We start from the raw sequence: 24,950 nt of genomic DNA on the forward strand, positions 1-24,950 counted from the left end.
CCATCCTTCACGCTTGAAGAAATTGCCCGCCATGCAAACGTATCAAGGGCGACAATCTATTCGCGCGTTGCAAACAAGGAAGAACTCATCGAAGCGGTAATCCGACCTCACGATCACCGGCGGGCAGTTTCGAGCGTCCGAGTCACTGTCGATCAAGGAAGCTTTGATCGCTTTCGGCACGCGCTATCTTAATTTCATCAATGGACGTGAACTGCACGGATGGGACAGATTGATCGCATCGGCATCAACGGCCCATCCCGATCTACCGCGCAAATTTTTCGACGCTGGCCCCGGCCGCGGCCAAAAAATGCTCACCGAGATTATCGCAAAGGCTTTGTCCAAAGATGAACTGTGTGCTCTTGATCCCGGCGTCGCTGCGGAAGACCTGACCGGATTGTGGCTGGGTTTTGTCAATCTGGAGATAAAGCTCGGAGCCCGCCAGCCTCTGACGGACGCCGAGATCCAGCACAAGGATGCAAGGGGCGTGGACCTCTTTCTCAAGATCTACGGACCTTCAGACACGGTTTCACGCTGAGCAAGACCAAGTCACTCCCGGAAAATTGAACCGAGTGTCGGCAATTCCCTGGCCCGTCTTAAAACCTGACGGTCAGTCCTGCCGTGCCGACAAGATTGTAGCTGCTGCCGAAACTGACGAGACTTGTGTTGACGCCCACTTGCCCGTGGATGGCGTATTTTTCGTTACCCCAGGCATATGTCCCGCCGATCCCGAGACCACCCCAAAGGTTGTCCTGGGTGTTGACGAGCGCCGTGCCGGCGACCTCGGTCCTGCTATCCGGCAGACTGTTGTAGTAGAAATTGGCAATGCCATAAGCATGAATACGGCTGGTGTCGCCGCCCTCATCCTTCCAGCTGTTCTGGTAGTCGGTCGAAAGGCCCAGCCGGATAGTAAGATCGTCACCCTCGTCCAGCGAAACGGCGGCGCCATAGACGTCGGTAAAACGATCATACGTAACGTTGGAATAAGTAAGTTGCGCCTGCGGAGTCATCGACCAATTGTCGGCAAGTGCGATCTGCTGGCCGGCCTCGACGCCAATCGCATAGCCAAAGCCGCCATTGTCCGATGCCAGACGGGTTGCCGCAGTTGAGGAATTAAGTCTGCTGTCATACCAGGTCAGGCTGGCCTGGGCATCAAGGTAAAAGCCGCCAGACCCGTACCAAGTCAACGATCCACCCACACCATAGCCGTCGCTGCTGATTGAACCGTTCCCGAAAATCGACGTCACGTCACCTGCAATGGTGCCATACCGTACCGATAGCCCTCCGAAAAGATTGCCTGCCTCGCCTGAAAACAGCTGCTGGTCGAGGCCGGCCTGCAATTGCCATGTGTCGATGTCGAGGTTGGCGCCGGTGGTGGAGAACCGGGAATCCATGCTGGCGTGGCGGCCGACAATGCGGCCCCATATGCCGGTTTTGTCCTCAGCTGCTTCGGTCAACGCGCCTGTCTCGCTCGTGCCGGTCATCCATGAACGGTTGCCGACGCGCTGCTGCAATGTTTCAGGCTCGTTGAGCCCCTGCAGCGCCGCGGCGTAGACCTCGTAGACCGGGGCTCCCGCCTGGTATAGCGGACCAGTCGGAACGCTGCCATTGAGCAATGCCGACCGCAGATACCAGTCACCGTCGGCGGGTGAGCTTATGCCCTCCTGGTAGAGACGATAGGCATAGGCTCCGGCAACGACGGCAGCGTCCCCCTCGAAGGTATAGTTCCCAAGCAGGTGGAAATCGCCCGTGGATACGCCGCCGACATCGACGATTTTGATGCCTTCGCTGGTCTGCGCACCGACGCCGCCGAGATTGATGACGCGAACATTTGTGCTGCCCGACGTACCACCGGTTACCACCAGCAAATCCGTGGCCGAATTGTCGCCGCCCAGAACCGTTTCGATTTCCAGCACGCCGCCATTGCCGGCATAATCGCCGGCGACTGTAAGGGTGCCGATCGAATTGCCCGGCGCGATGGTTCCGCCGGCAAAATTCGTCGTCGTCCCTACCTGACCAACGCCCTGCAACCGTCCGCCTATGACTTCGATCGACCCACCAAGCACACCATTAACCGAAAGGATGCCACCATACACCCTAGAGACACCCGAGAGGCCTGAACTATCGGCACTGAGAATGGTCTGCCCGGGACCCACCTGCCAAACGCCACCCGTCCCGGTAATCGTCCCGCCGAAGGTCACTATGTCGGAGCGATTGAAAGCCAGGACGCCGCTGTTGTCGACATTTCCGAGGATGCTGCCGCGCGTCCCGCCATCGCCCAGCTGCAGGACGCCGGCTGCAATCGTCGTACCGCCACCATAACTATTGGCACCCGTGAGCGTCAGCGTGCCTGGGCCGTCCTTCGTAAGACTACCCGGTCCGGTCATTACCGGAGCGACGCGGATGTTGTGACCGTTGGTATCGATGATACCGCCGCCAGAACCCAGGGTGACCTGCTGCGTGCCATAATTGCTGAAAAAATTCGTATTGCCTCGGATGGCGCGGACAATGCCGCCATCGACCGTTACGTTCGCCGTGCCCAGCCCGCCTCGGAAACCGCTGGTTTCCAGAACCCCGCGCGCGCCCGGCGCACCCAGCACATTCAGCGTGCCGCTGGCCGTGGTGTCCGATATGCCAAGATAGACGCCGCTGTTCGCGTAGACCCTCGCGCCATCGTCGATGGTCATGACGCCGGTTCCGTAATTGCCCAGGTTAAGGTTGAAGCTGGTCATTTCCCAGTTCGATCCCGCGCCGGTGACGGTGACGTTGCCATTGCCGCCGGAATTGGCGCCCACATAGCCCTGGCTGCTGGTCAGGCTGGCGCCGTCTTCGATCCGCAGATCGCCTTGGCTGAACAACCCCACCGTGAACTGATCCGTGACGATCCAGGACGAGCCCGACGTTAGAAGGGCCTCTCCGTATCCGCTGATACCGATAATGGCGTCATAGCTTGAGATTGTGGCACTATCGGAAAGCTCAACATTGCCTTGCCCCCAGGAACCGACGCTGACCCGCCCGGCGATAGAAACATGACCACCCTGCGTGACGTTCAGAGTACCGGCCCCCTCCTCTCCGATATTCAGGTCCTGCCGGAGAGACCAGCTGGATGCAGTGCCGGAACCGTCATCGCCCGAAACCGTCACGATGCCGATGCCGCCGGTGCTGGCGCCGATGTAGCCGGTTTCCCCGGTCACGAGCCCACCTGCCAGGATGTCGAGGGTTCCTCGGCCATATTGCCCGATGACGACATTCTCCAGATTGTCCCATCGCGAATCCTGGCCCGAGACCGTTACGACGCCAAATCCTCCCGCATCGCCGCCGACGTAGCCTGCGTTGTTCGTCAATATGCTGCCATTGAAAACGGTCAAGCTGCCGAAACTGGTAAAACCGATGTCCAGGTCGACACTGCCATCGACGAGCGCGGGATCCGATGGTGTGCTGTCGCCGCCAATCGATACCTGTGCCCAGGCGGGCGAAAGCGTCGCCTGCGCCACGACCAACAGTGCCGTCGACATGAGGCATTGGCGGGATGCAAGAACGTTATGGAGGAAACGGCTGTTCTGCATCGCAGACCTAGTTGAAAAATTGAACCAAGCAACTGCGATGGTGGGAGGATTATGCTTAACAAATCACTAACTTCACTTCTCGCCGATTGGCAAGTTGCAAAGAAATCGCTATTTCTGAAAATATCAGCTCCTGATTGCGGTTTATGGATACTGCAGAAGCCATTCCCGAAATCGAGTGAGCAGCTCAGCCGGACACGTGTGGAGCGTAAGGCCGACGTTGAACCAACGAAACGAGCGACAGTCGCCTCATCGATCCGGAAAAGCCTTTGCGCTCCTCGCCGGGCCGGCTGGATGTCAGGTTTCCCTGAGGTCGCCAATCAGTGTCGGCACCAGCTCTCCGACCGTTGGATGGATTGGCACCGCCCAGCGCAGTTCTTCAGTTGTGGCCCCCAGGTTGATGGCGTCGAGCACCCCATAGACCGCCTCGTCACCTCCGACCCCCAGGAAAGCGGCACCGAGTATCCGGTCGGTTTCGGCGTCGGCGACGAGTTTCATGAGGCCAAGCGTTTCACCTTTCTCAACGGCCCGGCCGACGCGGCTCATCGGTCGGGTCGAGACCTTGATCCGGTGACCGGCCTCCTTCGCCTGACGCTCCGTCATGCCAACGCGTCCGAGCGGCGGATCAATGTAGAGGCCGTAACCGAGGGTGCGGTCTGACACTTTTCGGTTGCCGCCATCAAGGAGGTTCGCCGCGACGATCTCGAAATCATTGTAGGACGTATGCGTGAATGCGCCTCGCCCGTTGCAGTCACCAAGGGCCCAAATGCCTTCTGCGGTGGTCTGCAAGCGCTCATCCACCGTGATGAAGCCGCGTTGATCAGCCTCGATGCCAGCAAGATCGAGACCGAGATCATCGGTGTTCGGCCGCCGTCCGAGGGCGACCAGGACATGGCTCCCACTGACTTCGCCCTGATCGGTCCGCACGACGACGCCCACATCTTCCTTGGTGAAGGACAGGAGTCTGCGGTTCAAAAGAACCTCGATGCCATCCCTACTCAGAATCTCCGCAATGGCTTGCGAGATATCGGTATCCTCCCTGGGCGCCAGTTGCTGCCCACGCTCAATGACCGTAACCTCGGCGCCGAAGCGCCGATACATCTGGGCGAATTCCAGTCCGATGTAACTGCCACCAAGAACAATCAGATGTTTCGGCAATTTCTCGAGCGCGATCACCGACGTGCTCGTGAGGTATGGCACGTCCTCAAGGCCAGGAATGTCGGGGATGTGTGGCCGCGCGCCGACATTTATAAAAATCTGCGGCGCAGTATAGTCTGTCCCGTCCACGGACACGGCCTTCGCACCGACGAATTTGGCCTGGCCGTGGATCACATCCATCGTCTCGAGACTGTCAAACCAGGATGCCAAACCGTTTCTCGCATCAAGGGTCACCTTCCTGGCGCGGGCCGCTACGGCCGGCATGTTCACTATCGGCTCACCGCTGATGGTGACGCCGAATTCGGATGCGCGCCGCGCAACCTCCGCGGTCTTGGCGCTGGCGACCAATGCCTTGGTCGGCATGCACCCGGCGTTGACACAGGTGCCGCCAAGATATTTGCGTTCGATCAGGACCACCTTGCGGCCCATCGCCGCCATGCGGGCGGCAAGGAATGGTCCGGCCTGACCGGCCCCGATGAAGATCGCGTCATACTCCCTCATGACACGGACACCACGACGATCAGCGCGAGCAGGATGGCTACCGCATCCTCGATCAGGGCGGCGGGAAGGTCGCGGCCGAAATGCCTGGCGAGATAAGCGCGGCCGGATGCACCGCCGAAGGTTCCGACGACAGCGCCGATGACCCCCGCGAGAAGCCCGGGAACCACCATTCCTGCAGTTGCGGCGACCGTCGCAGCGCTGAGAGCGCCCATTATAACCCTTGCTCCGAATTGAACGGGTACCTTGCGTGAGGGCGTGCCGGGAAGCTGGTCGGCAATCAGTTCCACGATGGCAAGCACAGACGAAATCGCCGCAGCCCAGAGCGAGCCCATGAAGGAGAGAACGCTTGGAGAAATATCGAACCACCCGAGATAAGCGCCCCAGGAGACTGCGGCCGGGGCAGTCATGGTGCGCAGACCGGCGACAAGCCCTATCAGCATTGCGAGAAGAATGAGCATTCAGATCCCCTAAGCTAAATCGGCATGCCGCGGCGCCCGGCTGATGCGCAGTTGACAGTTCCCTTGCCCGTCTGGGCCGTCCTCGGTCGACACGTCCGAAGGAAAGCCGGAAGATCGGCCGCGACGGCGTCCCGGATTGATCCTCAACTTGCCGTTACCTACCGGACAGATCGCAACCGTACCATGGCGCGCCAGTTTGGTCGACAGGGCCGCTGCGTGGTGCCGTGAGCCAGCGCCCCGTCGTTTCGGTTGTTTGAGGTCCTGCAAATTTGTTGAAAGGGGGCACGCTATCTGCTTTCGGCAGGCCCTTAATTTTTTCCCGAAGAACAGTGCCGCCCCGGGCACGGGCACGTCTTGCAGTAATCCAGTCCGTCGATCAGATATCGGATACAACAGACGCGGCGGAGCCGCTCCGGCTGGCCATCGCTTTCAGGGTAAAGGATAGGTCTGAAAAGCGGGTTACGTGAGCCATCTGCCATCTGAGGCAGTTCAAGCAATGCCAGTGCATCCACGACGCCTGCACCAGGGCAATCATTATCCACGGCGTAACCGCGGGCGATACCTTCGAATAGGTTGCCCGCATTTGACCAAAGGACGTTGCGAGACAGCCCGCTCACCTCGGACACAGCTCGGATAACTGCTTCGATATTGCCCCTGATCAGAAAATCAAAACGGTCCTCTGCGGACTTCGCTCGGACCGGGTGGCCGAAATCAGTCAGGCCGAGCGAAACGACCTCCCCTTCACCGCTTATTTCGATGCTCAAGTCCGCCGGCGTCAGAGTTACCCGCCAATCCAGTAACATGGCTGCGGTGGCAATCGGTCTCATCACCCTTGCGAAGTACCGCTTTGACCACTCCCCGGCAACGGCGGCAATGGGCGCGTTCGCCCCGTGGCGGCGACCGTAACTGTTGAGGACAGCCAAAAGACAATCGGGCTCCAGCAATTCAGTGAAAGCCAGATCAGTGGGCCGCCTGCGCCGGAAGCAATCCCGCCACTGCGAATGTGCCGACTGCCGCAGCAATTCGCCAAGAACCTCCGACCTTCGCATACGCTCCCGCGGCCTAAACGAGCCGGGTGACAATCTGGCGAGCCAGATGCTGCAGTGAGGCCGTGGAACCGAATGGCCAGGATGGCATGCCGGTCAAACGGACATTTCCTTGCGCTACGACCGGCAACATGGGCCAGAGCGAAGCATTGAGAAGATCAGCCGGAACGGTCTCGCCAAGGATGAACAAGGTGCTGTCGCTTCCAAGGGAGGCAAGTCCTTCAAGATCGATTGTCGTAAAACCGAAAGGTTGCGCTGACATTTCAATGCCATCGGCAAAGCCGATCTTCCTGAGAAGGCCGGAAATTGCGGCGTTGGGCGCAAAGACGCGCAACCGCGGAACGCCCGGCAACGGTTGCGCCACGACCAGCTTGCGGCCTGCCACCTGCCCGGCATGGCGCGATTTCAGGTTTTCGATCTCATCATCAAAACGTCCGAGGAGCCTTGCGACGTCATCCGATCGCGAAAGCGCTGCGCCCGCCTGACGGGCGCTCTGACAGACGCTCGCCAGCATGTCACCGCCATTTTCCTGATCATCGATCAGATGAACCGGAGCGATCTCACCGAGCGCATGAGCGATGGACGCGTGCCGATACCGCGACGTCAAGATGAGGTCAGGCTGAAGTTTGCGGACTGCCTCGAGGCTGGGCTGCTGTCGTCGTCCGACGTCGACGGCATCGGAGAGGCCTTCATTTGCGACATCGACCCATGTTCTGTACCCGGAGATTTCCGCGCATCCAGCCGGCGATATTCCAAGGGAAAGCGCAATCTCGGTAGCAGTCCAATCCAGCGTGACCAGGCGTGAGGTTCCTGAGGCGGCAAGCGACCCTGGCGCCGCGATCAAAGCCACCGCGCCACTCAAGAACGATCGTCTGCCTATACCCGCTACCACTTCACGCTCACTGTTCCGACAACGGTCAAACCCTGCCCGTAATAGCACTGCGTGGTGGTGTTGCAACCGGCGACGTAGGTCTTGTCTCCGAGATTGTAGCCGTTGAGCTGGAACGAATAGCGATCATGTTCGTAACGGGCAAAGGCATCGACCAGCGTATAACCGGGAACGAAGAGTGAGTTCGCGGTATCCCCGGCAGTCTTGCCGATGCGTCGGACACCACCACCGACTGTCAGCTTGCCGTTCCAGCTGTCCGGCATCGGCAGATCATAACTCACGAACAGCGACTGCTGCTGCTTTGGAACGGTATACGGCATTTTCCCGATCTGGGTGGGCGTCTGGCTCTCGGTTACCACAGGATCCTGCCAGCTCGCCGCCGCAGTAACATTGAGACTGTCCCAAAGGGTGGCGTTGGCCTCCAGTTCGATCCCGCGGACGCGCACCTCGTCAGTCTGGTAATAAACGCCTGCAACACGGTTGACGACATTCTGCTGCGTCGCCTCGAAGCCGGAAAGAGTAAGGCTGAAGTCCTCGCCCTGTGGCGCAAATTTCACGCCGATTTCCTTCAGCTCGCCCTTGGTTGGCTTCAGCGGCGTTGGCGCCAATGTCAGCACCGGGGAGAAGGACGTGGAATAAAGCGCGTAGGGCACAAGGCCGTTATCAAGGACATAAGCGGCACCGACCCTGCCGGTGAAGGCTCTATCGTCCTGCCGGTATCGGGTGGTAAGACCGCTGGCAAGCGTGGTGCTGTCGGAATCGTTGCTGACATGGTCCTGGCGGCCGCCAACCGTCAGTCGAAGCCCGCCGAGTTCCATTTGATCCTGGAGATAAAAACCGACCTGACGCTGCGTCTGATCAAGACGTGTCGTCAGTGCTGCCGGCTGTACGCCAATGCCGTAGACCGGATTGAACAGGTCGAGTGTGGGGCCACTGCGTGATCCTGTCCTGTTCACAAGGTTTTGCCACTGCACGTCGATACCGCCGAGAAGCGTATGGCTGATTGGCCCACTGTCAAACTTGTACTCAAGATTGGTATCCAGCGCCACGGCGTTGAGCGTTGGCTGCGCATTGTAAACGAGGCGTGAAAGCGTGCGCTGGTTGGCGGAAAGGCCGTTGCCGAAAAGGTTTTGATAATTGACGTCCAGATATGAGTACCGGAAATTCTGGCGTAGAACGAGATCGTCGTTAATTGCGTGTTCGAGCCGATATCCAATATAGGCCGTTTCCTTGTCGTAAATCGCCAACGAGCGATCGCCGTCCGAAAAGCTGCGCGGTATCGTCAAACCGAGACTATTGAAATAGATGCTCCCGAGTGCTGGAATAAGCGAGGGCACCTGGCCGGCGTCATCCTTCATATAGGCGCCATAAACCGTGAGACTGGTATCTTCATCCGGCGACCACCTGACTGTCGGGCTGATGGCGAAACGGTCGTTCTTGCCGAAATCGTTCATTGTTTCGCTGTCGCGGATAATGCCTTCCAGGCGATAGGTAAGATTTGAATCCGCACCGACAGGGCCCGTGACGTCAAACCCTGCTTCCTTCTGATTATAACTTCCGAAGCGCGCGTAGACTTCTCCGCCAGCGGTCTCTGACGGATCCTTGCTGATCATGTTGACGACGCCGCCGACATTCGTTTGTCCAAAAAGCGCCGAACTTGGTCCGCGCAGCACTTCCACGCGATTAAGGAAGTAGGGTTCCACTCGAAAGCCGGCATAGCCACCGGTCTGGTTTGCAATCTGCGGCACGCGCAAGCCGTCGAGATAGAGATCGGCGCTAAAGCCGCGGATGCTGAAGTAATCCGAACGGGGGTCGTTACCGTAGCGTTGGCCGTTGACGTTCGCGCTATAGAGCAGGCTGTCCGCCACCGTCTGCACGGCTCGATCCGTCATCGCGCCACGGGTAATCACGGAGACGGATTGCGGCGTCTCGGCAATCGCCGTCGTCGTCTTGGTGGCCGAAGCCGATTGCGTCGCAACGTAGCCACGCTGTTCGACACGCGCCCCTTTGGCGCCCGTCTTTCCCTGTACGACGATTGGCTCAAGCACGGTGGACCCATTTGCCTCTTGCGCCTCAACCCTTCCCGGCTGGAGGACAAGCGCCCCCAACGCAACGCCTGACACCAGAAACAGGAGCTGCTGTCTGGTGACGTGGCAGGTTGATGTGCGAAGGCGAAGGTGGGTGTTCTGCATTCGAGGACCTGTGATAGGAATACTGCGTAAGGGCTACTCCGGACTGTCCGCAGTGATTTTCTTTTCCCGCACGCTTGGCCGCTTAACTAGACTTTTTTTATCAGCATTGTCAGGTCAAAATCGAGCTCTTGCGGGCCATTTTGTGGCCCGATCCTGTTAGATGATATTATTCTGCTCCATCGGGCCAATTTTTCCTTTTGAAATACGGACGCGACGCGACTATGGCTCTTCCCGTTGGATGCGGCGGCAAGGCCCCCGTGAGGAATCCCATTGCCTGGAAACACGATGAAACAGCCGCAAAGGGCAGCCGATCTTCAAAATGTGCCGCGGCCTGTCGCTGCCATGGCGCGGACCTACGAGCAAAGCGTCGATTTTGGCTGGCACAGCCATCGCCGAGGGCAATTGCTCCAGATCATCGACGGCTTCATGACCGCCCGCACCCCCGACACCTCGTTCATCATCCCCTGTGGTTACGGTTTGCTGATAACGCCGGAGATACCACATGCCGTCCATTCACACGGGCGGGTTTCCATGCAGTCGGTCTATATCGAGCCGGACCCGGGGATCGCCATGCCGTGGGAGCCGCCACGTGTCATCTCGACCTCGACGCTCCTTTCGGCCACGGTTGGAGCGTTCCTGAAGGAACCAACTCTTTATGACGAAAATGGGCGCGGCGGACATCTGGCAGCTCTGATACTCGAAGAAATTGCCAATGCGGAGGAAGGCCCGTTTGCGCTTCCAACGCCAAGTGACAGGCGATTGCAGCGGCTGTGCCGGGATCTTTCCGAAACCCCATCGCTCGATCTTGATATTGACCGCTGGGCAGACAATCTCGGCATGAGCCGGCGCACCATGACCCGGAAATTCCGAATCCAGACGGGCATGAGTTTCGCCGAATGGCGGCGTCGCTTGCGCATGGCGCATGTCATGCGCCGGCAGGCGGAGGGAGCGCGCCTGGAAGAGGCGGCCGCAGACGTCGGTTATCGCAGCCTGTCCTCTCTGCGCAAAGCCATGCGCGAGGCTGCCGGATGACGGGGCTCGCAAGCAGACAGAAGACGCAGACAATCGCCGCTCAGGCGATTGGTCTCAGCGTCATCTATGATCAGACTCAAGCGCTTCGGCAGGTCGATTCGATCGCATTCGAAGGCCGTATTACCGTCATATGCGGCGCGAACGGTTCCGGGAAAAGCACGCTGCTCAAATGCCTCGCCGGGCTCGAACAACCGACGGAGGGCGAGGTCCACCTGTCCGGGCAGCAACTCAACGCTTTGTCACGGCGCACCGTCGCCCGTCAGGTTGCCGTCATGAGCCAGACGCCGGAGGTTCCGATCGGTCTGAGCGTCGAGGAACTCGTTGAACAAGGCCGTTATCCTCATCGCCCCTGGCTGGGACGCCTGTCGACACGGGACCGCGGAATTATCGAAAGCGCCATCTTTCGCGTCGGCCTCCAGGACTTACGTGCGCGTCAACTCACGACCCTCTCCGGCGGTGAAAGGCAGCGCGCCTGGCTGGCCATGGCTCTGGCGCAGGAACCGCGTGTCCTCTTTCTTGACGAACCCACGAGCTTTCTCGACATCAGACATCAGGCCGAGCTGCTGACACTCCTGCGCAAACTCAACTCGGAGGAAGGGCTCACGATCATCGCGGTGCTTCACGATCTCAATCAGGTTATGGATGTCGCCGATGACGTCGTCCTGATGCAGAAGGGTGAGGTTCTCGCGGCTGGGCCGACACACAAGGTGCTTCGGGCTGACCTGCTGCGGCAGGCCTTTGAGTGCCACGTCGATCTCGTCCCACATCCCGACGGAAGCGGGCGAACCTATTGCATGGTCGACTGGGTCGGCACCGGCAATCGGCAAAACCGCCCGGCTTCGGCTCAACCATGACTTTGTCTCGCCTCGCCCTTCATCGATTGGCTCCATCCCTTGTCTGGCCCGTTGGCGTGATCCTTTTGCTGCTCCTGGCGGCGCTGGAACTCAGAGTGGGGAGCAGGCTGGTCGGCTGGAGGGACGTGTTTCTTTTTCCGACAGCCCCGGAAACACTCGCGCAGGCAATTCTGGAAACGACCCGGGCGCCCCGTATGGTCGCAGCAATATCAACTGGCGCCGCCCTCGCGCTGGCAGGTTCGGTTCTCCAGACCGTCTTGCGAAACCCTTTGGCGGCTCCGGATATACTGTCCGTTACCAGCGGCGCGCAGCTTTTCCTAGTCATATCAACCTTGTTGCTGCCCTTGGCTCTGCCACCCATCATCGCGACAAGCGCGGGCGGTCTCGCCGGCGCAGCTGCATGTCTCGCGCTGGCAGGCGGCTTTCAAGCCGCGCCCGGCCGGCTGGCTCTTTCGGGTATCGCCGTATCACTTTGTTTTTCCGCCATATCATCGGCCATCGTGCTTCTCGCCGACGAACGGGCGTCCGGTCTGTTGCTCTGGTCCTCCGGTATCCTGGACCAGACCGGATGGGCCAGGGTCGCCACGGCGATCCCCTTGGTGCTCCTGTCTTTCCTGATGCTGATGGTGATGGCGCGCGCCCTTGACTTGCTGGGACTGGGAGATCAGGCCTCGGCTAGTCTCGGGGTGACGCGGGCCGTCACACTTTTCGGTCTGCTCGTCGGCGTTCTTCTCTGCGGCGCCGCCGTTACCCTCGCAGGGCCGATTGGCTTCATCGGCCTTGCAGTCCCGAATGTTTTGCGCGCATTGGGTATAATGCGGCATCATCGCCATCTGCCGCTTTCGATGGTTTGGGGAGCAAACACCCTGCTCCTCGCAGATATCGTCACGCAGTCCCTCGCGCGCAATGGCACGAGCATACCCACAGGCGTTACGGTTGCCTGCCTTGGTGCACCGGCCATGCTGCTCCTGCTCCGGAAGGCAAAGATCGGGGGAGAGCGCCGAATCGGCTTGCCCGTAGGGATAGCGCCCCCGCCCCTGCCCCTTGCCGCGACAGCACTTGCCGCCTTGGGCCTGATAGTCATCGCGGCAAGTCTCGCGACAGGCGACGGACTTTCACTGACGATTGCCGAGGTGACGGGAAACCTCGACCTGCGCGCGCCTCGCCTTCTTGTGGCACTTGGCTGTGGTGCATTGCTGGCTACTGCCGGCACCGTCCTTCAGGCGGTGGCGCGCAATCCGCTGTGCGGGCCGGAGACGCTGGGCCTTACACAGGGAGCAGCGCTGTTTAGCCTCGTCGCGCTCCTGTTGGGATTTGCGCCCGCAACGCCAACTTTCCAGGCGGTCGCTCTGGTCGGGGCCATTACCGTGCTCTTGCTGCTCCGGTTGCTGGCGCCAAAATATTCTCCCGAGAAATTCGTTCTGGCCGGTGTCGCAATCGCAGCAAGCCTGGGCGCGGCCGCAACGATCATCGTCGTGGAGGCTCGCCTGCAAACGGCTCAGGCACTTTCATGGCTCATCGGCTCCACGCACGCCCGTGGTTACGCCGACGCAGTCGTATTGATGCCATGGGTCTTCGCCCTGTCGGCCATCGGCCTGTTGTTCAGCCGTCATCTTGATGCGTTTTTGCTTGGGGACGAAAAAGCCCGCTCACTGGGCCTCGCGACGGAAAATGCGAGCAAATACGCGATGCTCTATGCCGCCGTCGCGGTGGCAATCGCCGTTTCTTCCATCGGAGCCGTCAGTTTCGTTGGCTTGCTCGCGCCCCACGCGGCTCGGCTCCTTGCCGGAGCGCGCCATGCCAAAAGCCTTCCTGTCGCGATGGCGCTCGGCGCTGTGATGCTCGCTTTCGCCGACACGATCGGTCGCAGCATTATAGCGCCACTTGAACTTCCGGCGGGCATCATCACCGCAATTATAGGTGCGCCCGCCTTTATGCTGCTGCTCCGTTCCGGATTGAGGTCGCGGTCCTGATCGAATGGAAGAGGTGCAACTCTATGGTCTCGGGTGTTCGACTGCGGGGCGGTAAAATCCGGCGACAACGCCCATCGCCTACACAGCAAGGGGCGGACGAAATCGATAGCCTCATGCGGTGAAAAACGAGATGAGCTCATGCGCCAGTTCCGCTGGAGCCTCTTCTGCCATGTGATGTCCGCTGTCTATTCCCAGACCCGAAACGGGAAGGGTTGACCAGGGCTGCCATACCGACAGGACATCTCCGTACAACATTTCCAGATCGTCCTGCAGCGACCAAAGGACATGAAGTGGGCATGTCAGCTTTCTTCCGCAATTTCGATCATCAAGATCGTGGAGATGGTCTATGTGCATACCCGCGCGATAATCACCCAGCATGCCCTGAACAGTCCTGGGGTCTTCGACGGACGAGCGGAAGTCCGCGAAGTTTTCTTTTCCCATCGAAGCCTCGCTCCCGCCATACCATGCCAAGGGATCGGAAAGGATGGCCCGCTCGGGTTTGTCGTGTTGAGCAAAAAAGAACCAGTGCCACCATTGCTGTGCAAAGCGAAGATTGCATCGCTCCAGCGCTTCGAGGATCGGAACACCGTCGAGGATCGCGAGCTTCTCAACTCTTGCCGGGTGGTCCATCGCGGTGCGAAATGCCGTGTAACTTCCACGGTCGTGGCCGGCCAGAAAGAACCGGTCGAAACCGAGATGTTCCATGAGCGCGACACAGTCACGAGCCTTGGCCCGCTTTGACGACGCCTCATGATCATAGGGGTCGGACGGCTTGCCAGACTTGCCAAAACCTCGCAGATCGGGGCAAACAACCGTGAACTTTTCGGCCAGAATGGGAGCCACCTTGTACCAGGTTGTGTGTGTTCTCGGATGTCCGTGAAGCAGAAGAAGCGGCGGGCCCTTGCCGCCATGGCGAACCCGAAGTGTCGTTTCCGGGACATTGATCATTTCCAGCCTGAAATTTTCAAACATCGCGCTCCCCTTGGATCATGGAACGAACGGTCTCTGCCACCAGCGGTTCCATCTCGGCCTGCCGTGGCTTGGAACCGTGGGTCCGCTCAAAACTCTGCTTCGGTAGCGATCAGGGTGTGATGGCGGAGGGTAACGGATGACGAAGTGCCACCCGGTTACTCCTCTGCTCGATCGAAACGGTTGCGGTCCTTCCCGCAACGAGCCGAACCGTCTTTGGGGCGTCATCGATCTCGATCCGCACCGGGATTCTCTGGGCAAGTCGGACCCATGAGAATGTCGGGGCGACGCTTGCCAGAGAACCCGCATTATCGCTTCGCTCCCGATCCTCAATGCCCGCGGCAATGCCTGCGACACGTCCGGTGACCGACTGAGCTTCGCCCATGATACTGATCGTTACCGGATCGCCAATGTGGATCCGGGGGAGCTTCGTTTCTTCAAAATATCCTGCGACATAGACGGATTCTTCTTCCACCAGGGCTCCCACGGCGTTGCCGGAAACGACATAGTTACCCCTGCGCAGGGAAAAGTTGGTGATTGCACCGGATGCCGGTGCCCTGACCGTTGTGCGCTCCAGGTTGAGCCTTGCCAGATCCCGGGCAACCAGCGCAGATTGATAGGCGGCCTCTGCCTGATACATCCGGCTTTCCGCGTACTGACGCTCCTTGAGGCTTGCCGCCTCCTTTGATGCAAGCAGTTGATACCGTTCGAAATCGGTTTTCGCCAGCTCCGCCGCCGCCCTTGTCGCTGTAACCTGCGCTTCTGCCTCGCGCAGCGCGAGCTCGAAGCGATCTGTTTCGATGCGAAACAGCGGCGTTCCTTTCTCCACCTGTGCATTGTCCGACACCAGAACCTCGGCGACAGGCCCGGAAACATCTGGTGCCAATCGGATGATATCCGCCCGGACATGGGCATCACGCGTCCATGGTGCCTCCATGTAGAAAGACCATAGGTGCCAGCCCAGCACCGCAGCGCATCCCGTCATGGAGAAGGTGAGAAGCACTCGACCCGCGGTAAACATCAGATTTTTCATGATCATGGAAACCAGTCGATAGCGGCAGAAAATCCGCCGACAAGGGTAATGTAAAGCGCAAGGTTGAACAGGGAGCGGTGCCATACCATCCGGTAAAACCCCATCTTTTCGAGAAGTGATGTGAGAAGACGAAATCCTGCATACGCAAACAATGCGAGCGCTGCGAACGAGGGCAGAAAAATGCCATAGAGATCGAGCTGTTCCTTCAAGCGGCTTTCCTCCAAGACCCGGGTATCTGGGGAACGGGCGCGTCAGCGTCCGGAGCAATGCACAGGCGAAGAGCAGCGGCGCGCAGCAGAAGTTCGTTATCCATCACGGTGATGGCCGCAGGGGAAAGGATCAGATCATCCAGCGCCCGGACGGCGCTTTCCAGGATTTTTCCACCTTTACCGGCACGGCCGCGGTATAGAATTGTGACCGCCTGAAAGACCGGTTGTGCAGCAAGGTGAATACCGTTCGAAACCTTGGGTAAAAGCTCCTGCATTGCAATCAGATGCAGCCCTGCCCGGATATCCCTTAACGGGTCATAGCCGCCGACCTCCGACACCGGAGGCAGTTTCGCCAGTCTTGAGGCGAACAGGCCGGCAACGTCAATCATGCGATAATGGGCGGCGAGAACGTCGGTCTGTTTACCAACGGCGATGTTCGCGACGTGTTTCCGGACAACAGAAAGAAGCCTTCTCGCATTTGTCTCAACTCGCACGGATCGAAAGAGACCGCAAACCGTGATCGTCCAGACCATTGCGAGTATGGTCGCCCCCGCGGCATTCACGAATGTGCCGAAGTCTGTCGCGGGATATGCCTGAAGGGTGAGAAGAAGGGGAAAGTTTATGCAAAGCCCCATGCCGACAATGGCGAGTGAAGGCACTGCAAGACATATGCCCGCCGGTATCAGAAACAACCCCAAAGCAGCAGAGAGCGATGCAAACCCGTCGATTACCGGAAGGACTGCAAAGCCGTAGACGAATGCCGCAATGGCTGCACCGATCGTCACATTAACAAACTTGCGCATGGCAGGAACCGGGTCGTCCATGGTGGCAAGGAGGCAGCAAAGGACGCCAGATATCTGGGCGAAGGTAACTCCGTCGGACCAGCCGGTGGCGATCCAGAAGAAGAGCGATGTTACGAGGCATACTGCAACCGCCACCGACGACAGCCACGCCATTCCGATATCGCGATGCGGTGCGGGCGCTCTGTCGGGCGCGCGGGCGCCTCTTGCTCCGTTTTCATCTTCAATGGATTTTCGAAGAGTAAGGCACTCGTCAGAGAGCCGAGAAACAGTCCGCAAGTCTCGGGCGAAATTGACAAGGAGGAGTTTTTCCCATGTCGGCAGCGAGGCGGGGAAGGCAAGCGCATCGATCGTGGAGAAGGAGCCTCCCGGACGCGAATCCGCCTCCGCGACTATCGCCAATGCCTTGTCCCGGCCGGCAGGGTCCAACCTTCCCAGCGATCGTCGCAAATCCTCCAGTTCGCTCAGTAGGGGCAGGAAGGAAACCATCCGGTGCTGCAGCGACTTCACCAGCGCCACTCTGCTTCGGTATCTGGATCCGTCATACTGAAGATGCACCGCGAACGACCGCAGATCGGCCGCCTCCCCCGCCAGGGCGTGGCGTTCCATCCGATTTTGGGTTTCGTCCATTTTGCCGGTTGCTGTGACTTCGAAAAGCTTCTGCGCCCTGGCCATCCATCCATCGATCCGGTTGAGAAGCGCTGTCCCCACGTGAACCGGAAAAACAACGTGACTGACAATCGACGCGCATATGATCGCGAGCCCGATCTCTTCGGTGCGGGAAACGACAATATCGAAGGTGTTTGCCGGGGCGTTGACGAGCGGCAGTCCTGCGAGAAGAACGGTATAGCCGGCTAACAGGAAAACATAACTGCGTGGTGTGCGATCAAGAAGACTGACAAAGGTGCACCCGGAGACCCATACGATGATCGCGCCGGAAAGCAATATCGGTTCGTTCACAAGGTTCGGGACCATGAGGATCGTCGCACCGCCGCCGATGACCGTGCCCAGAAGCCGATATACCGATTTCGACGATATCGCACCGGAGAGGGGATGAGCGACAATATAGACGGTTGCAACTGCCCAGGACGGTCGGTTCAAATCGAAGCTGATGGCAACAAGATATGCCAGCATGGCCGCAAGGAATGATTTTAGCGAAAAGATGACGTTCCCGCTGGTGACAACTGGCCGGCTGCTCACACCGCATCCTCCGGCGCGGGGGCGCTGCGCTCAATGCCTTGTTTATTGCTGGTGATCTCGTCTGCGAGGCCATAAGTCGCTGGCGACACATAACAAAAGAAGGGTATGGCGAGGCAGGCGTGCAGATAGGCTTCGGCCGGGTCGGCGGACTCACCGGGCGACATGGCCGGTAGATGGCGGGCAACGAGCGCTCGGGCTTTCGAAACGAGCCCGTCTGTCATCTTTTTCAGCACCGTAGCGCGGGCCAACCTTGCTCCCGGTCGTAACGGGAGAAGGACGCAGAACCTGCGAGGTCCTTTCAGGGGAAGACGAATTTCAGTCCGGATAATATCCGACCACCAGCGGTCGTCGTATTTTTGAAGTGCCATAATCTTCTTCTCCAGCATCTTTCCGGATGACCCTATCGACAAAACCAGAAGAAGAATTTAGATATTCTCTCTAATGATCACTAAATACCACCAGACGCCGATATCCCTGTCCGGCGCCCTCGCCGACCATGATCTCGAAAGCTCCTCGTCGCGCGTTCGCGCTGTGAGGATCGACGTGTCGCAGAACGAACGCGAGGCTCCGGAACACCAGCACCGCAAAGGCCAGCTTGTCATGCCCCTGCGGGGAGGCGTGACATGTCGCGTCCCAAGCGGCATGTGGATGGTTCCGCCTCATTGTGGCGTCTGGGTTCCAGGAGGCATGCGTCACAGCAACGTGGCGACCGCCAACGCGCGTTTGTTCTTCCTGTTCATCGAGCCGGGGGCCGCCGATCTGCCGAACCGGTGTTGCACGCTTTCCCTGTCCCCGCTCGTCAGGGAGTTGATCATCGAGATGGCCGACCAGTCCGCTGTGGCGACTGCTGACTCGGAAGTCATGGCAACGCTGCTTCTGTCGGCCTTGTCGCGGATGCCGGTTGAGCATCTTCATCTGCCGCTGACGGATGAGCCCCGGCTTGCACGCATTGCATCGGAACTGGCGGAAGATCCATCCGACCGTAGTACGATGGCACAATGGGCAAAACGAATGGCGATGAGCGAGAATTCGCTTGCCCGCCTCGTCCAAAACGAGACGGGCCTGACCTTCGGCCGCTGGCGACAACAATTGCAGGTGATTGTCGCGATCCGAAGCCTTGCCGCGGGGGCAACGGTGCAGCAGGTTTCGGGCGATCTTGGATATCAATCCGTGTCTGCGTTCATAACCATGTTCAAGAAAGCGCTTGGCACATCACCTGCCCGATATCTGGGAAATTTCGACCGCTGAACGTCAGAAAACACCGCAACATCTGAGAGGAGATAAAACATGTTCACCCACGTCATGATCGGCAGCAACGACCTGGAGCGGGCCAGGAAATTCTACGATGCCGTCTTTGTCGCACTGGGCGGCAAGCCCGGCGAAATGGATGCAAGAGGCCGACTGATTTACGCCCATGAGGGTGGGCGGCTCATGATCACGAAACCGATCGATGGCAAGCCGGCGACTGCCGCCAACGGCGGAACGATCGGTATTGCGGCGGCGACCCCCGATCATGTTTTAGCCTGGCATGCCGCCGGCGTCGCGCATGGCGGCACGGCAATCGAGAGCCCGCCGACGGCGCGTCCGAACGGGGCGTTCGTCGCATATCTTCGCGATCCCGATGGAAATAAACTGACCGCTCGGACGCCTCCGACGACATGAGGCAGGCAACCTTGCGCTCGGTTGGCTGCAGAAATGAAGCTCGGTCGTGGCTCCGGAGCGGAACTCATTGAGCCATCCGCTCGCGCAGGCGGGGTGTGAGCCAGTCGAGAAAGCACCGCACTTTCATCGACAAGGGCTCGGCCGGCCCATGAATGACATTAACAGGCAGCGGTTCAGGTGCGAACTCGGTCAAAATTTCCTGTAAGGCGCCGGAACGCAGTTGATCGGCGACCTGGTAGGAGAGCACCCGGATGATGCCAATACCGGACATGGCTGCCTGAATTGCGGCCTCTGTCGTGTTGACCGCAAGCCTGGGGCGGGGTTCGACATTGAAGGTCGTCCCGTCGCGGCGGTAACGAACTTCGGGCGCGGTCGCGAAGCCCTGGAAGCTTATACCGTCGTGCCGGGCGAGGTCATCGGGATCAAGCGGAACGCCTCGTCGCGCGATATAGTCAGGACTGGCGCAGACGACCCGACGGACCGAACCGACACGGGTTGCGATCAGCGCGCTATCGGCCAGATGGCCGATACGCAGCGCTACGTCAACGGGTTCATCCGCCAGACTTATCTGACGGTCCGTCAGCGTCAGCCGCATGTCGATTTCGGGTTGTTCCCTCAGGAATCCGAGCACTATGGGCAGAACGTGGCGCTCCCCGAACGCGATCGGAGCCGTCATATGCAGCCCTCCGCGCAGCGCGCCGTAATCGCCGCTTGCCTGCCGCTCAGCCGCGTCCAGTTCCCCCAGAATACGCCGGGAAGCGGCGACGTAATTTCGCCCTTCCTCCGTCAAGGTCAGCCCGCGGCGGGTACGCAGTACCAGACGGGCACCAAGATGCTTTTCGAGGTCGGCGACCTTGCGGCTGACCGTGGCGAGCGGGGCCTGCAGTCGACGTGCGCCGGCCGAGAGGCTGCCGGCATCGACCACCGCGAGCAGCACTGACATCGCTTCGAACCGATCCATTCCATCCTTCCATAAATTGAGAGGTAATCTCCTGAAATCGCAGGATACCCTATCGGTTTTGGATATCCTAGCTTTCATGACGTCGGGGATCTTCCCCCATTGCCACAATAAGGAGAAAGACATCATGCCCGATCTTTCGCGTCGTGCCTTTGCCAGCGCCCTTCCTTTTGGCCTCCTCGGGGGAGGACTGATCCATAGTGCGCAGGCCATCGCCGCAACGCCGGAACCGGTCGCGACGCTGGCCAGCGTAACCCCGCTGGCGCAGATCCGCATCGGCCGCTTTACGGTGACGGCGCTGACGGATGGTTATGCGGATATGCCTTATAACTTCTTCCCGGGGCGGGATCCGGCCGAGGTGGAACAGGCGGCTGCCGCCCAGTTCACCGCCAGGCCAAGCGGAGTGCGATTTCTGTTCAATCAGTATCTCGTCGATGATGGCCAACGCCGCATCCTGATTGATGCCGGCGCAGCGGGCTCCATCGGGCAAACCGGCAACCTGCCGCAGTCCCTCGCCAGGCTCGGTCTGCGGCTTGATCAGATTGACGCGGTGATCGTGACGCACATGCATCAGGACCACATGGGCGGCCTGATCGCCGGTGGCAGGAACAACTATCCGAACGCGGAAGTCTATATTGATCGGCGCGACGTCAAGCATTGGACCGACCCGGCCAAGCGTAGTGGCGCACCGGATTACCTTCAGACCAGCTTTCAGATGGCGGAAGAGGTCGTGCGTCTCTACCCCAGACTTCAGGCGATCGACGGGGAGCGCGAAATCGTGCGGGGCGTCTCGATTGTCGACCTGAGCGGACATACACCCGGCCATATCGGTGTTCGCGTGGAAGATGAGGGAAAGAGCCTTATCATGGTTTCAGACATGATCTTCCCGGTCGTACACCCGGCAGCGACTGACGTGTTCTTTCTGTTCGAACAGGACCGGGCAGCGGCCAAGGCAATGCGCGACCGCTTCTTTCCCCGCGCCGCTTCGGAAGGCACACTCATAGCGGCGACGCACATGCCGTTCCCGGGGCTGGGCCACGTCGTTGCCGATCGGGGACAAATCCGCTGGCAGGTTGCGGACTGGGCTTTGCAAGACTGAGGCCGGTTCAGGCCTCTGGAAAGGCAGATCGAAAATGAGCAGATATCTCGATATTGCCACGACTCCTTCCGTCGCGGCCGCGCAGGATAAGTATGGAAGCGCGGAGCAATGGGCGCGGATTGCCGCGCGCGGTGGCGTGGATGAAACGACCCGGGGCCAGCGCCTTGGCCCCGCAGAGGCAGGCTTCATTGGGGAGCGTGACGGTTTTTATCTTGCCAGTGTCTCGGAAACGGGCTGGCCTTACGTCCAGTACAGGGGCGGACCAGCCGGTTTTCTCACCGTTCTCGAGCCGGCACTCCTGGGCTTTGGAGATTTTCGCGGCAACCGGCAATACATTACGACAGGTAATGTGACGGCAAATGACCGTGTGTCACTGTTCCTGATGGACTACGCGCACCGGCAACGCCTGAAAATCTTTGGACGCATCCGGATCATCGACGCAGCAGATGACCCGTCGCTGGCGGAGAGGCTGACCATGCCAGACTATTCCGCTCGGGTGGAACGTCTTGTCCTCATCGGCGTAGAGGCTTTCGACTGGAACTGCCCCCAGCACATAACGCCGCGCTTTACACTTGCTGAGCTGCAACGATGGCGACAGACACCAGGCGCGGCGCCTTGAAGTTGGTCCGAGGCGCCCGCGATGACGGCTTTTATGAACGATGTGAGCCGTTTGCGGAAATCATGTTTGCATTCGGCTCACGTCTGTCATCAAGTAGACTGCTTCGACGGAAATGCCCTCTCCTTTTCCAGGTAAGCAATAACAAAAGCGAGAGACAGCAGCGCCAAAACCGACCAGGCGAGCCAGTTGATGCCGGAGTGTTCGAGCAACAGGCCACCAATGATGCCGCCGCCCGCAATCGCAAGGTTCCAGGCGGTCACGATCATGGCTTGCGCTACCTCCGACGCCTTTCCCGAGGTTTTGGCGGCAGCGGTCTGAAACAGTGTGGCTGCGCCACCGAAAGCCAATCCCCATACACCGGTTGCCAGCCAGAAGAATTCAGGCACGTTTCCTCCGAGGCCGAAGGTCAAGGCGGCGCCAGCGAAGAGCATGATGCTTGCCAGCACAAGTTCGCGCAGCCAGCGCCCAATCAGATAGCCGACTATACCAATCCCTGCGATGGCCGTTACCCCGAACAACAGCAGAACAACGTCGAGCTTCTGAGTTAATTCCGCGGGAGCCACGAGCGGGGCGATGTAGGTATAGAGGATGTTGTGCGCCAGGACGAACAGCAACGTCACCATCAAGACAGACTTGATCCCACCTGTTGCCAACGCTCCGCTGATCGTGATCCGTTCGTTGATCGTGGTGCCCGGAAATCGGGCACCTTCACCAACACCCAGCCGATCAAAACCACAGTGAGCGCGGTCATGGCCGAAAATGTACTTCGCCAACCGATCTCAGACCCTATCAGCGTCCCGGCGGGAATACCCAATGACAGGGCCAGCGGCGTACCGACCATCGCGACAGCGATGGCGCGCCCCTTCAGCTCATCCGGAACCATGCGCGCCGCGTAACCGGCAACCATCGCCCAAAGCAGGCCTGAGGATACGCCGGCAAAAAATCGCGCCATCAGCAGGATGCCAAAACTGTCCGTGACGGATGTTATCGTATTGGCAACGGCAAAACCGGCAATGGCGCAGAGGAGAAGTGGTTTGCGGCGAAACCGCTGGGTGGCTGCGGTGAGCGGAATTGCCGCCACCAGAGACCCTATGGCGTAAACCGTGACGAGTTGGCCGACAACAGCGGGGCTGACGCCAAGGTCCGTGCTCATTTGTGGAAGAAGCCCTGCTGGCAGGGCCTCCGTCAAAATGGTTATGAAGCCAGCCGTGGCAAGGGCAAGCAGCGCCGCCATCGGCAATCGATTGCCATCTGATCCTGCGGCCGTTTTGCGGTTGTCCGGGAACGAATGTGACATGGTGTCAGCCCGTCTTGCCCAATTTGGGCAAAACGACATCACCGACAGTGTATGTATGGAATTCGCTGGTGGAGACGGTGTCGAGCTTACGGAATTTTTCAACGAAAACCGGATCTGAAAAGAATTCGTCTACGTTGCCCGCCCCCTGAATTGCTTCGATATTGACCACGGTCAGCCCGTCAGTGCTCTTCGCAAGATTGCTCCACAGAAACCCGGGCTTTCGTTCTGCCACGTAGTGGACCACGTCCTGAATGATTTGAAACGCTTCATCCTGCTTGCCCGGATGGGCATGAATGACATTGACGATGAAAGTTGTCGGCTCCGGGGCGATGGCAAATCCGGCGGTGAATGTGCTGTCCATATGTTTTCCTTTCGTGAAAATCGGTACCCATTGTCGGGTCCCACTGGATATCGGCCGAGCGATAAGCGATAAACAGTCGCGTATTCCAATCAGAGCGGAATAATATTCCTTAATGGGAACGATATGGATAAGCTTGGGACGCTGAGTATTTTCGTTCAGGCGGCGGAAGGCGGCAGCTTCGTTGCAGCCTCTCAAAGGCTGGGGCTCTCCAGCTCCGCCGTTGGCAAGGCCATTGCGCGGCTTGAGCAGGAGATGGGAGTACGGCTTTTCCATCGCTCGACCCGCAGCATGACGCTGACGGAGGAAGGGAGCTTTTTTCTCGATACCTGTCGGCGCGTTCTGTCTGAGCTGGACAGGGCGCAGGCGCAGCTTTCAAGGTCCCACAGCGAACCTCATGGCCTGTTGCGCGTGAGTTTTCCGCTGACGGGAATGCTGCTTATGCCGGCAATATGCGCATTCATGAAAGCATATCCCGACATCACGCTGGATCTCGATTTTACCGACCGACTGGTTGACGTGATAGAAGAAGGTTTCGATGCCGTTGTCCGCACTGGCGAGGTGCGCGACACGCGGCTGATGAGCCGCAAACTTGGTTCTTTCCGACACCGGATAGTCGCCTCGCCTGCCTATCTGGAGAGAGAAGGCATCCCGCTCGTTCCCGAGGACCTGTCAAGTCATCGCTGCATGCATCACCGATTTGCCAACTCGGGCAAACTGGAGCCATGGCCGCTGGCCAGAAGCGGCAAAGATCTGCGCATCGCGCTGCCGACGACGACGGTTGCCAGCACGCTTGAACCGCTTATCCACCTTGCAGAAAACGGCTTTGGCATAACCTGCCTGCCACACTTCGCCGTGGCTCAACAGATCGAACAAGGCACGCTGGTCTCGATACTCCAAGACTTCACAGCAGAAGCGGGTGTTTTCCGCGTCCTTTGGCCGACAAGCCGTTATCTATCGCCAAAAATCCGCGTGTTCGTTGACTTCATGGCTGATAATCTTTTCGTACCGGAAAGGGCTGCAGCTCATGTCAACGGGCAGAAAGCTGGCTAGAGGTTTCCGCCATCCCGCTGTTCCGCCGGG

Annotated in this window: 24 protein-coding genes and 1 pseudogene; 10 read left to right on the top strand and 15 right to left on the bottom strand. The window is 59.3% G+C overall.

Annotation, left to right across the window (positions count from 1 at the left end; translation table 11 throughout):
* Positions 1 to 18 precede the first annotated feature (18 nt).
* Together EYD00_RS26365 and EYD00_RS17910 are read left to right on the top strand one after the other, a co-directional pair.
* A pseudogene (locus EYD00_RS26365) lies at positions 19 to 192 on the top strand (TetR family transcriptional regulator); the annotation flags it as partial.
* The gene (locus tag EYD00_RS17910) at positions 164 to 535 is read left to right on the top strand and encodes a TetR/AcrR family transcriptional regulator C-terminal domain-containing protein (protein ID WP_051674179.1); all 372 of its coding nucleotides are present in this window, start codon (positions 164 to 166) and stop codon (positions 533 to 535) included. The pseudogene EYD00_RS26365 and the gene EYD00_RS17910, both read left to right, overlap by 29 nt.
* Positions 536 to 593: 58 nt before the next feature.
* On the opposite strand, the gene EYD00_RS17915 is transcribed toward EYD00_RS17910, so the two are convergent.
* The 6 genes from EYD00_RS17915 to EYD00_RS17940 form a co-directional block, all read right to left on the bottom strand.
* Positions 594 to 3,512 (bottom strand): autotransporter outer membrane beta-barrel domain-containing protein, encoded by a 2,919-nt coding sequence (locus EYD00_RS17915; protein ID WP_051674180.1) that lies wholly within the window; start codon positions 3,510 to 3,512, stop codon positions 594 to 596.
* Between the two features lie 345 nt (positions 3,513 to 3,857).
* Entirely contained in the window at positions 3,858 to 5,219 is a 1,362-nt protein-coding gene (locus EYD00_RS17920) for an FAD-containing oxidoreductase (protein ID WP_022563173.1), read from the bottom strand.
* Positions 5,216 to 5,677: a DUF4126 family protein gene (locus tag EYD00_RS17925; RefSeq protein WP_022563174.1), complete on the bottom strand. Its 462-nt coding sequence runs from the start codon at positions 5,675 to 5,677 to the stop codon at positions 5,216 to 5,218. The genes EYD00_RS17920 and EYD00_RS17925 overlap by 4 nt, the downstream gene beginning before the upstream one ends.
* 308 nt (positions 5,678 to 5,985) lie before the next feature.
* Positions 5,986 to 6,504, bottom strand: a complete 519-nt coding sequence (gene fhuF / locus EYD00_RS17930; RefSeq protein WP_234905445.1) for a siderophore-iron reductase FhuF — start codon at positions 6,502 to 6,504, stop codon at positions 5,986 to 5,988.
* A gap of 235 nt (positions 6,505 to 6,739) precedes the next feature.
* The gene (locus tag EYD00_RS17935) at positions 6,740 to 7,573 is read right to left on the bottom strand and encodes an ABC transporter substrate-binding protein (protein WP_234704082.1); all 834 of its coding nucleotides are present in this window, start codon (positions 7,571 to 7,573) and stop codon (positions 6,740 to 6,742) included.
* Between the two features lie 35 nt (positions 7,574 to 7,608).
* Positions 7,609 to 9,804: a TonB-dependent siderophore receptor gene (locus tag EYD00_RS17940; protein WP_022563177.1), complete on the bottom strand. Its 2,196-nt coding sequence runs from the start codon at positions 9,802 to 9,804 to the stop codon at positions 7,609 to 7,611.
* Between the two features lie 285 nt (positions 9,805 to 10,089).
* Here EYD00_RS17940 and EYD00_RS17945 point away from each other — a divergent pair, with 285 nt between their 5' ends.
* Genes EYD00_RS17945 through EYD00_RS17955 form a run of 3 tightly spaced genes read left to right on the top strand, consistent with a single transcriptional unit; the run spans position 10,090 to position 13,663 of the window.
* Positions 10,090 to 10,836: an AraC family transcriptional regulator gene (locus EYD00_RS17945; protein ID WP_022563178.1), complete on the top strand. Its 747-nt coding sequence runs from the start codon at positions 10,090 to 10,092 to the stop codon at positions 10,834 to 10,836.
* Entirely contained in the window at positions 10,833 to 11,690 is an 858-nt protein-coding gene (locus tag EYD00_RS17950; RefSeq protein WP_022563179.1) for an ABC transporter ATP-binding protein, read from the top strand. The genes EYD00_RS17945 and EYD00_RS17950 overlap by 4 nt, the downstream gene beginning before the upstream one ends.
* A 56-nt stretch (positions 11,691 to 11,746) precedes the next feature.
* Positions 11,747 to 13,663 carry an iron ABC transporter permease gene (locus EYD00_RS17955; protein WP_245292698.1) on the top strand — a complete coding sequence of 639 codons (1,917 nt, stop codon included), beginning with the start codon at positions 11,747 to 11,749 and terminating at the stop codon, positions 13,661 to 13,663.
* A gap of 111 nt (positions 13,664 to 13,774) precedes the next feature.
* Here the strand turns inward: EYD00_RS17955 and EYD00_RS17960 are convergent, their stop codons facing one another.
* From EYD00_RS17960 to EYD00_RS17980, 5 genes are all read right to left on the bottom strand, one after another.
* A complete protein-coding gene (locus EYD00_RS17960) occupies positions 13,775 to 14,635 on the bottom strand; it encodes an alpha/beta fold hydrolase (RefSeq protein ID WP_022563181.1) in 861 nt (286 codons plus the stop codon).
* Positions 14,636 to 14,744: 109 nt separating this feature from the next.
* A complete protein-coding gene (locus EYD00_RS17965; RefSeq protein ID WP_034497688.1) occupies positions 14,745 to 15,665 on the bottom strand; it encodes an efflux RND transporter periplasmic adaptor subunit in 921 nt (306 codons plus the stop codon).
* A 2-nt stretch (positions 15,666 to 15,667) separates the two neighbouring features.
* Positions 15,668 to 15,874 (bottom strand): DUF1656 domain-containing protein, encoded by a 207-nt coding sequence (locus tag EYD00_RS17970; protein ID WP_022563183.1) that lies wholly within the window; start codon positions 15,872 to 15,874, stop codon positions 15,668 to 15,670.
* Positions 15,871 to 17,874 (bottom strand): FUSC family protein, encoded by a 2,004-nt coding sequence (locus EYD00_RS17975; protein ID WP_022563184.1) that lies wholly within the window; start codon positions 17,872 to 17,874, stop codon positions 15,871 to 15,873. Before EYD00_RS17975 ends, EYD00_RS17970 begins: the two co-directional genes overlap by 4 nt.
* Positions 17,871 to 18,260: a hypothetical protein gene (locus EYD00_RS17980; protein WP_223216964.1), complete on the bottom strand. Its 390-nt coding sequence runs from the start codon at positions 18,258 to 18,260 to the stop codon at positions 17,871 to 17,873. The genes EYD00_RS17975 and EYD00_RS17980 overlap by 4 nt, the downstream gene beginning before the upstream one ends.
* Before the next feature lie 55 nt (positions 18,261 to 18,315).
* On the opposite strand from EYD00_RS17980, the gene EYD00_RS17985 reads away from it, so the two are divergent.
* Positions 18,316 to 19,122 carry an AraC family transcriptional regulator gene (locus EYD00_RS17985; protein ID WP_022563186.1) on the top strand — a complete coding sequence of 269 codons (807 nt, stop codon included), beginning with the start codon at positions 18,316 to 18,318 and terminating at the stop codon, positions 19,120 to 19,122.
* A gap of 39 nt (positions 19,123 to 19,161) precedes the next feature.
* A complete protein-coding gene (locus EYD00_RS17990) occupies positions 19,162 to 19,536 on the top strand; it encodes a VOC family protein (protein ID WP_022563187.1) in 375 nt (124 codons plus the stop codon).
* Positions 19,537 to 19,600: 64 nt separating this feature from the next.
* On the opposite strand, the gene EYD00_RS17995 is transcribed toward EYD00_RS17990, so the two are convergent.
* Positions 19,601 to 20,497 (bottom strand): LysR family transcriptional regulator, encoded by an 897-nt coding sequence (locus EYD00_RS17995; protein ID WP_022563188.1) that lies wholly within the window; start codon positions 20,495 to 20,497, stop codon positions 19,601 to 19,603.
* 124 nt (positions 20,498 to 20,621) lie between these two features.
* Here EYD00_RS17995 and EYD00_RS18000 point away from each other — a divergent pair, with 124 nt between their 5' ends.
* Both EYD00_RS18000 and EYD00_RS18005 read left to right on the top strand, forming a co-directional pair.
* Positions 20,622 to 21,593, top strand: coding sequence for an MBL fold metallo-hydrolase (locus EYD00_RS18000; protein ID WP_034497490.1), 972 nt, complete (start codon positions 20,622 to 20,624; stop codon positions 21,591 to 21,593).
* Between the two features lie 34 nt (positions 21,594 to 21,627).
* Positions 21,628 to 22,212: a pyridoxamine 5'-phosphate oxidase family protein gene (locus EYD00_RS18005; RefSeq protein WP_004446044.1), complete on the top strand. Its 585-nt coding sequence runs from the start codon at positions 21,628 to 21,630 to the stop codon at positions 22,210 to 22,212.
* 89 nt (positions 22,213 to 22,301) lie between these two features.
* On the opposite strand, the gene EYD00_RS26190 is transcribed toward EYD00_RS18005, so the two are convergent.
* From EYD00_RS26190 to EYD00_RS18015, 3 genes are read right to left on the bottom strand one after another with little or no spacing between them, the layout of a single operon-like run.
* On the bottom strand, positions 22,302 to 22,835 hold the full coding sequence (locus EYD00_RS26190) for an MFS transporter (RefSeq protein WP_286084888.1): 534 nt from the start codon (positions 22,833 to 22,835) through the stop codon (positions 22,302 to 22,304).
* On the bottom strand, positions 22,835 to 23,509 hold the full coding sequence (locus EYD00_RS26195) for an MFS transporter (protein ID WP_286084889.1): 675 nt from the start codon (positions 23,507 to 23,509) through the stop codon (positions 22,835 to 22,837). Before EYD00_RS26195 ends, EYD00_RS26190 begins: the two co-directional genes overlap by 1 nt.
* 4 nt (positions 23,510 to 23,513) lie before the next feature.
* Positions 23,514 to 23,870: an antibiotic biosynthesis monooxygenase gene (locus tag EYD00_RS18015; RefSeq protein WP_022563192.1), complete on the bottom strand. Its 357-nt coding sequence runs from the start codon at positions 23,868 to 23,870 to the stop codon at positions 23,514 to 23,516.
* A 123-nt stretch (positions 23,871 to 23,993) separates the two neighbouring features.
* Here EYD00_RS18015 and EYD00_RS18020 point away from each other — a divergent pair, with 123 nt between their 5' ends.
* Positions 23,994 to 24,920: a LysR family transcriptional regulator gene (locus EYD00_RS18020; protein WP_004446048.1), complete on the top strand. Its 927-nt coding sequence runs from the start codon at positions 23,994 to 23,996 to the stop codon at positions 24,918 to 24,920.
* Positions 24,921 to 24,950 lie beyond the last annotated feature (30 nt).

Source organism: Agrobacterium sp. 33MFTa1.1 (assembly GCF_004328495.1).
In the GTDB taxonomy this organism is placed as follows: domain Bacteria; phylum Pseudomonadota; class Alphaproteobacteria; order Rhizobiales; family Rhizobiaceae; genus Agrobacterium; species Agrobacterium pusense.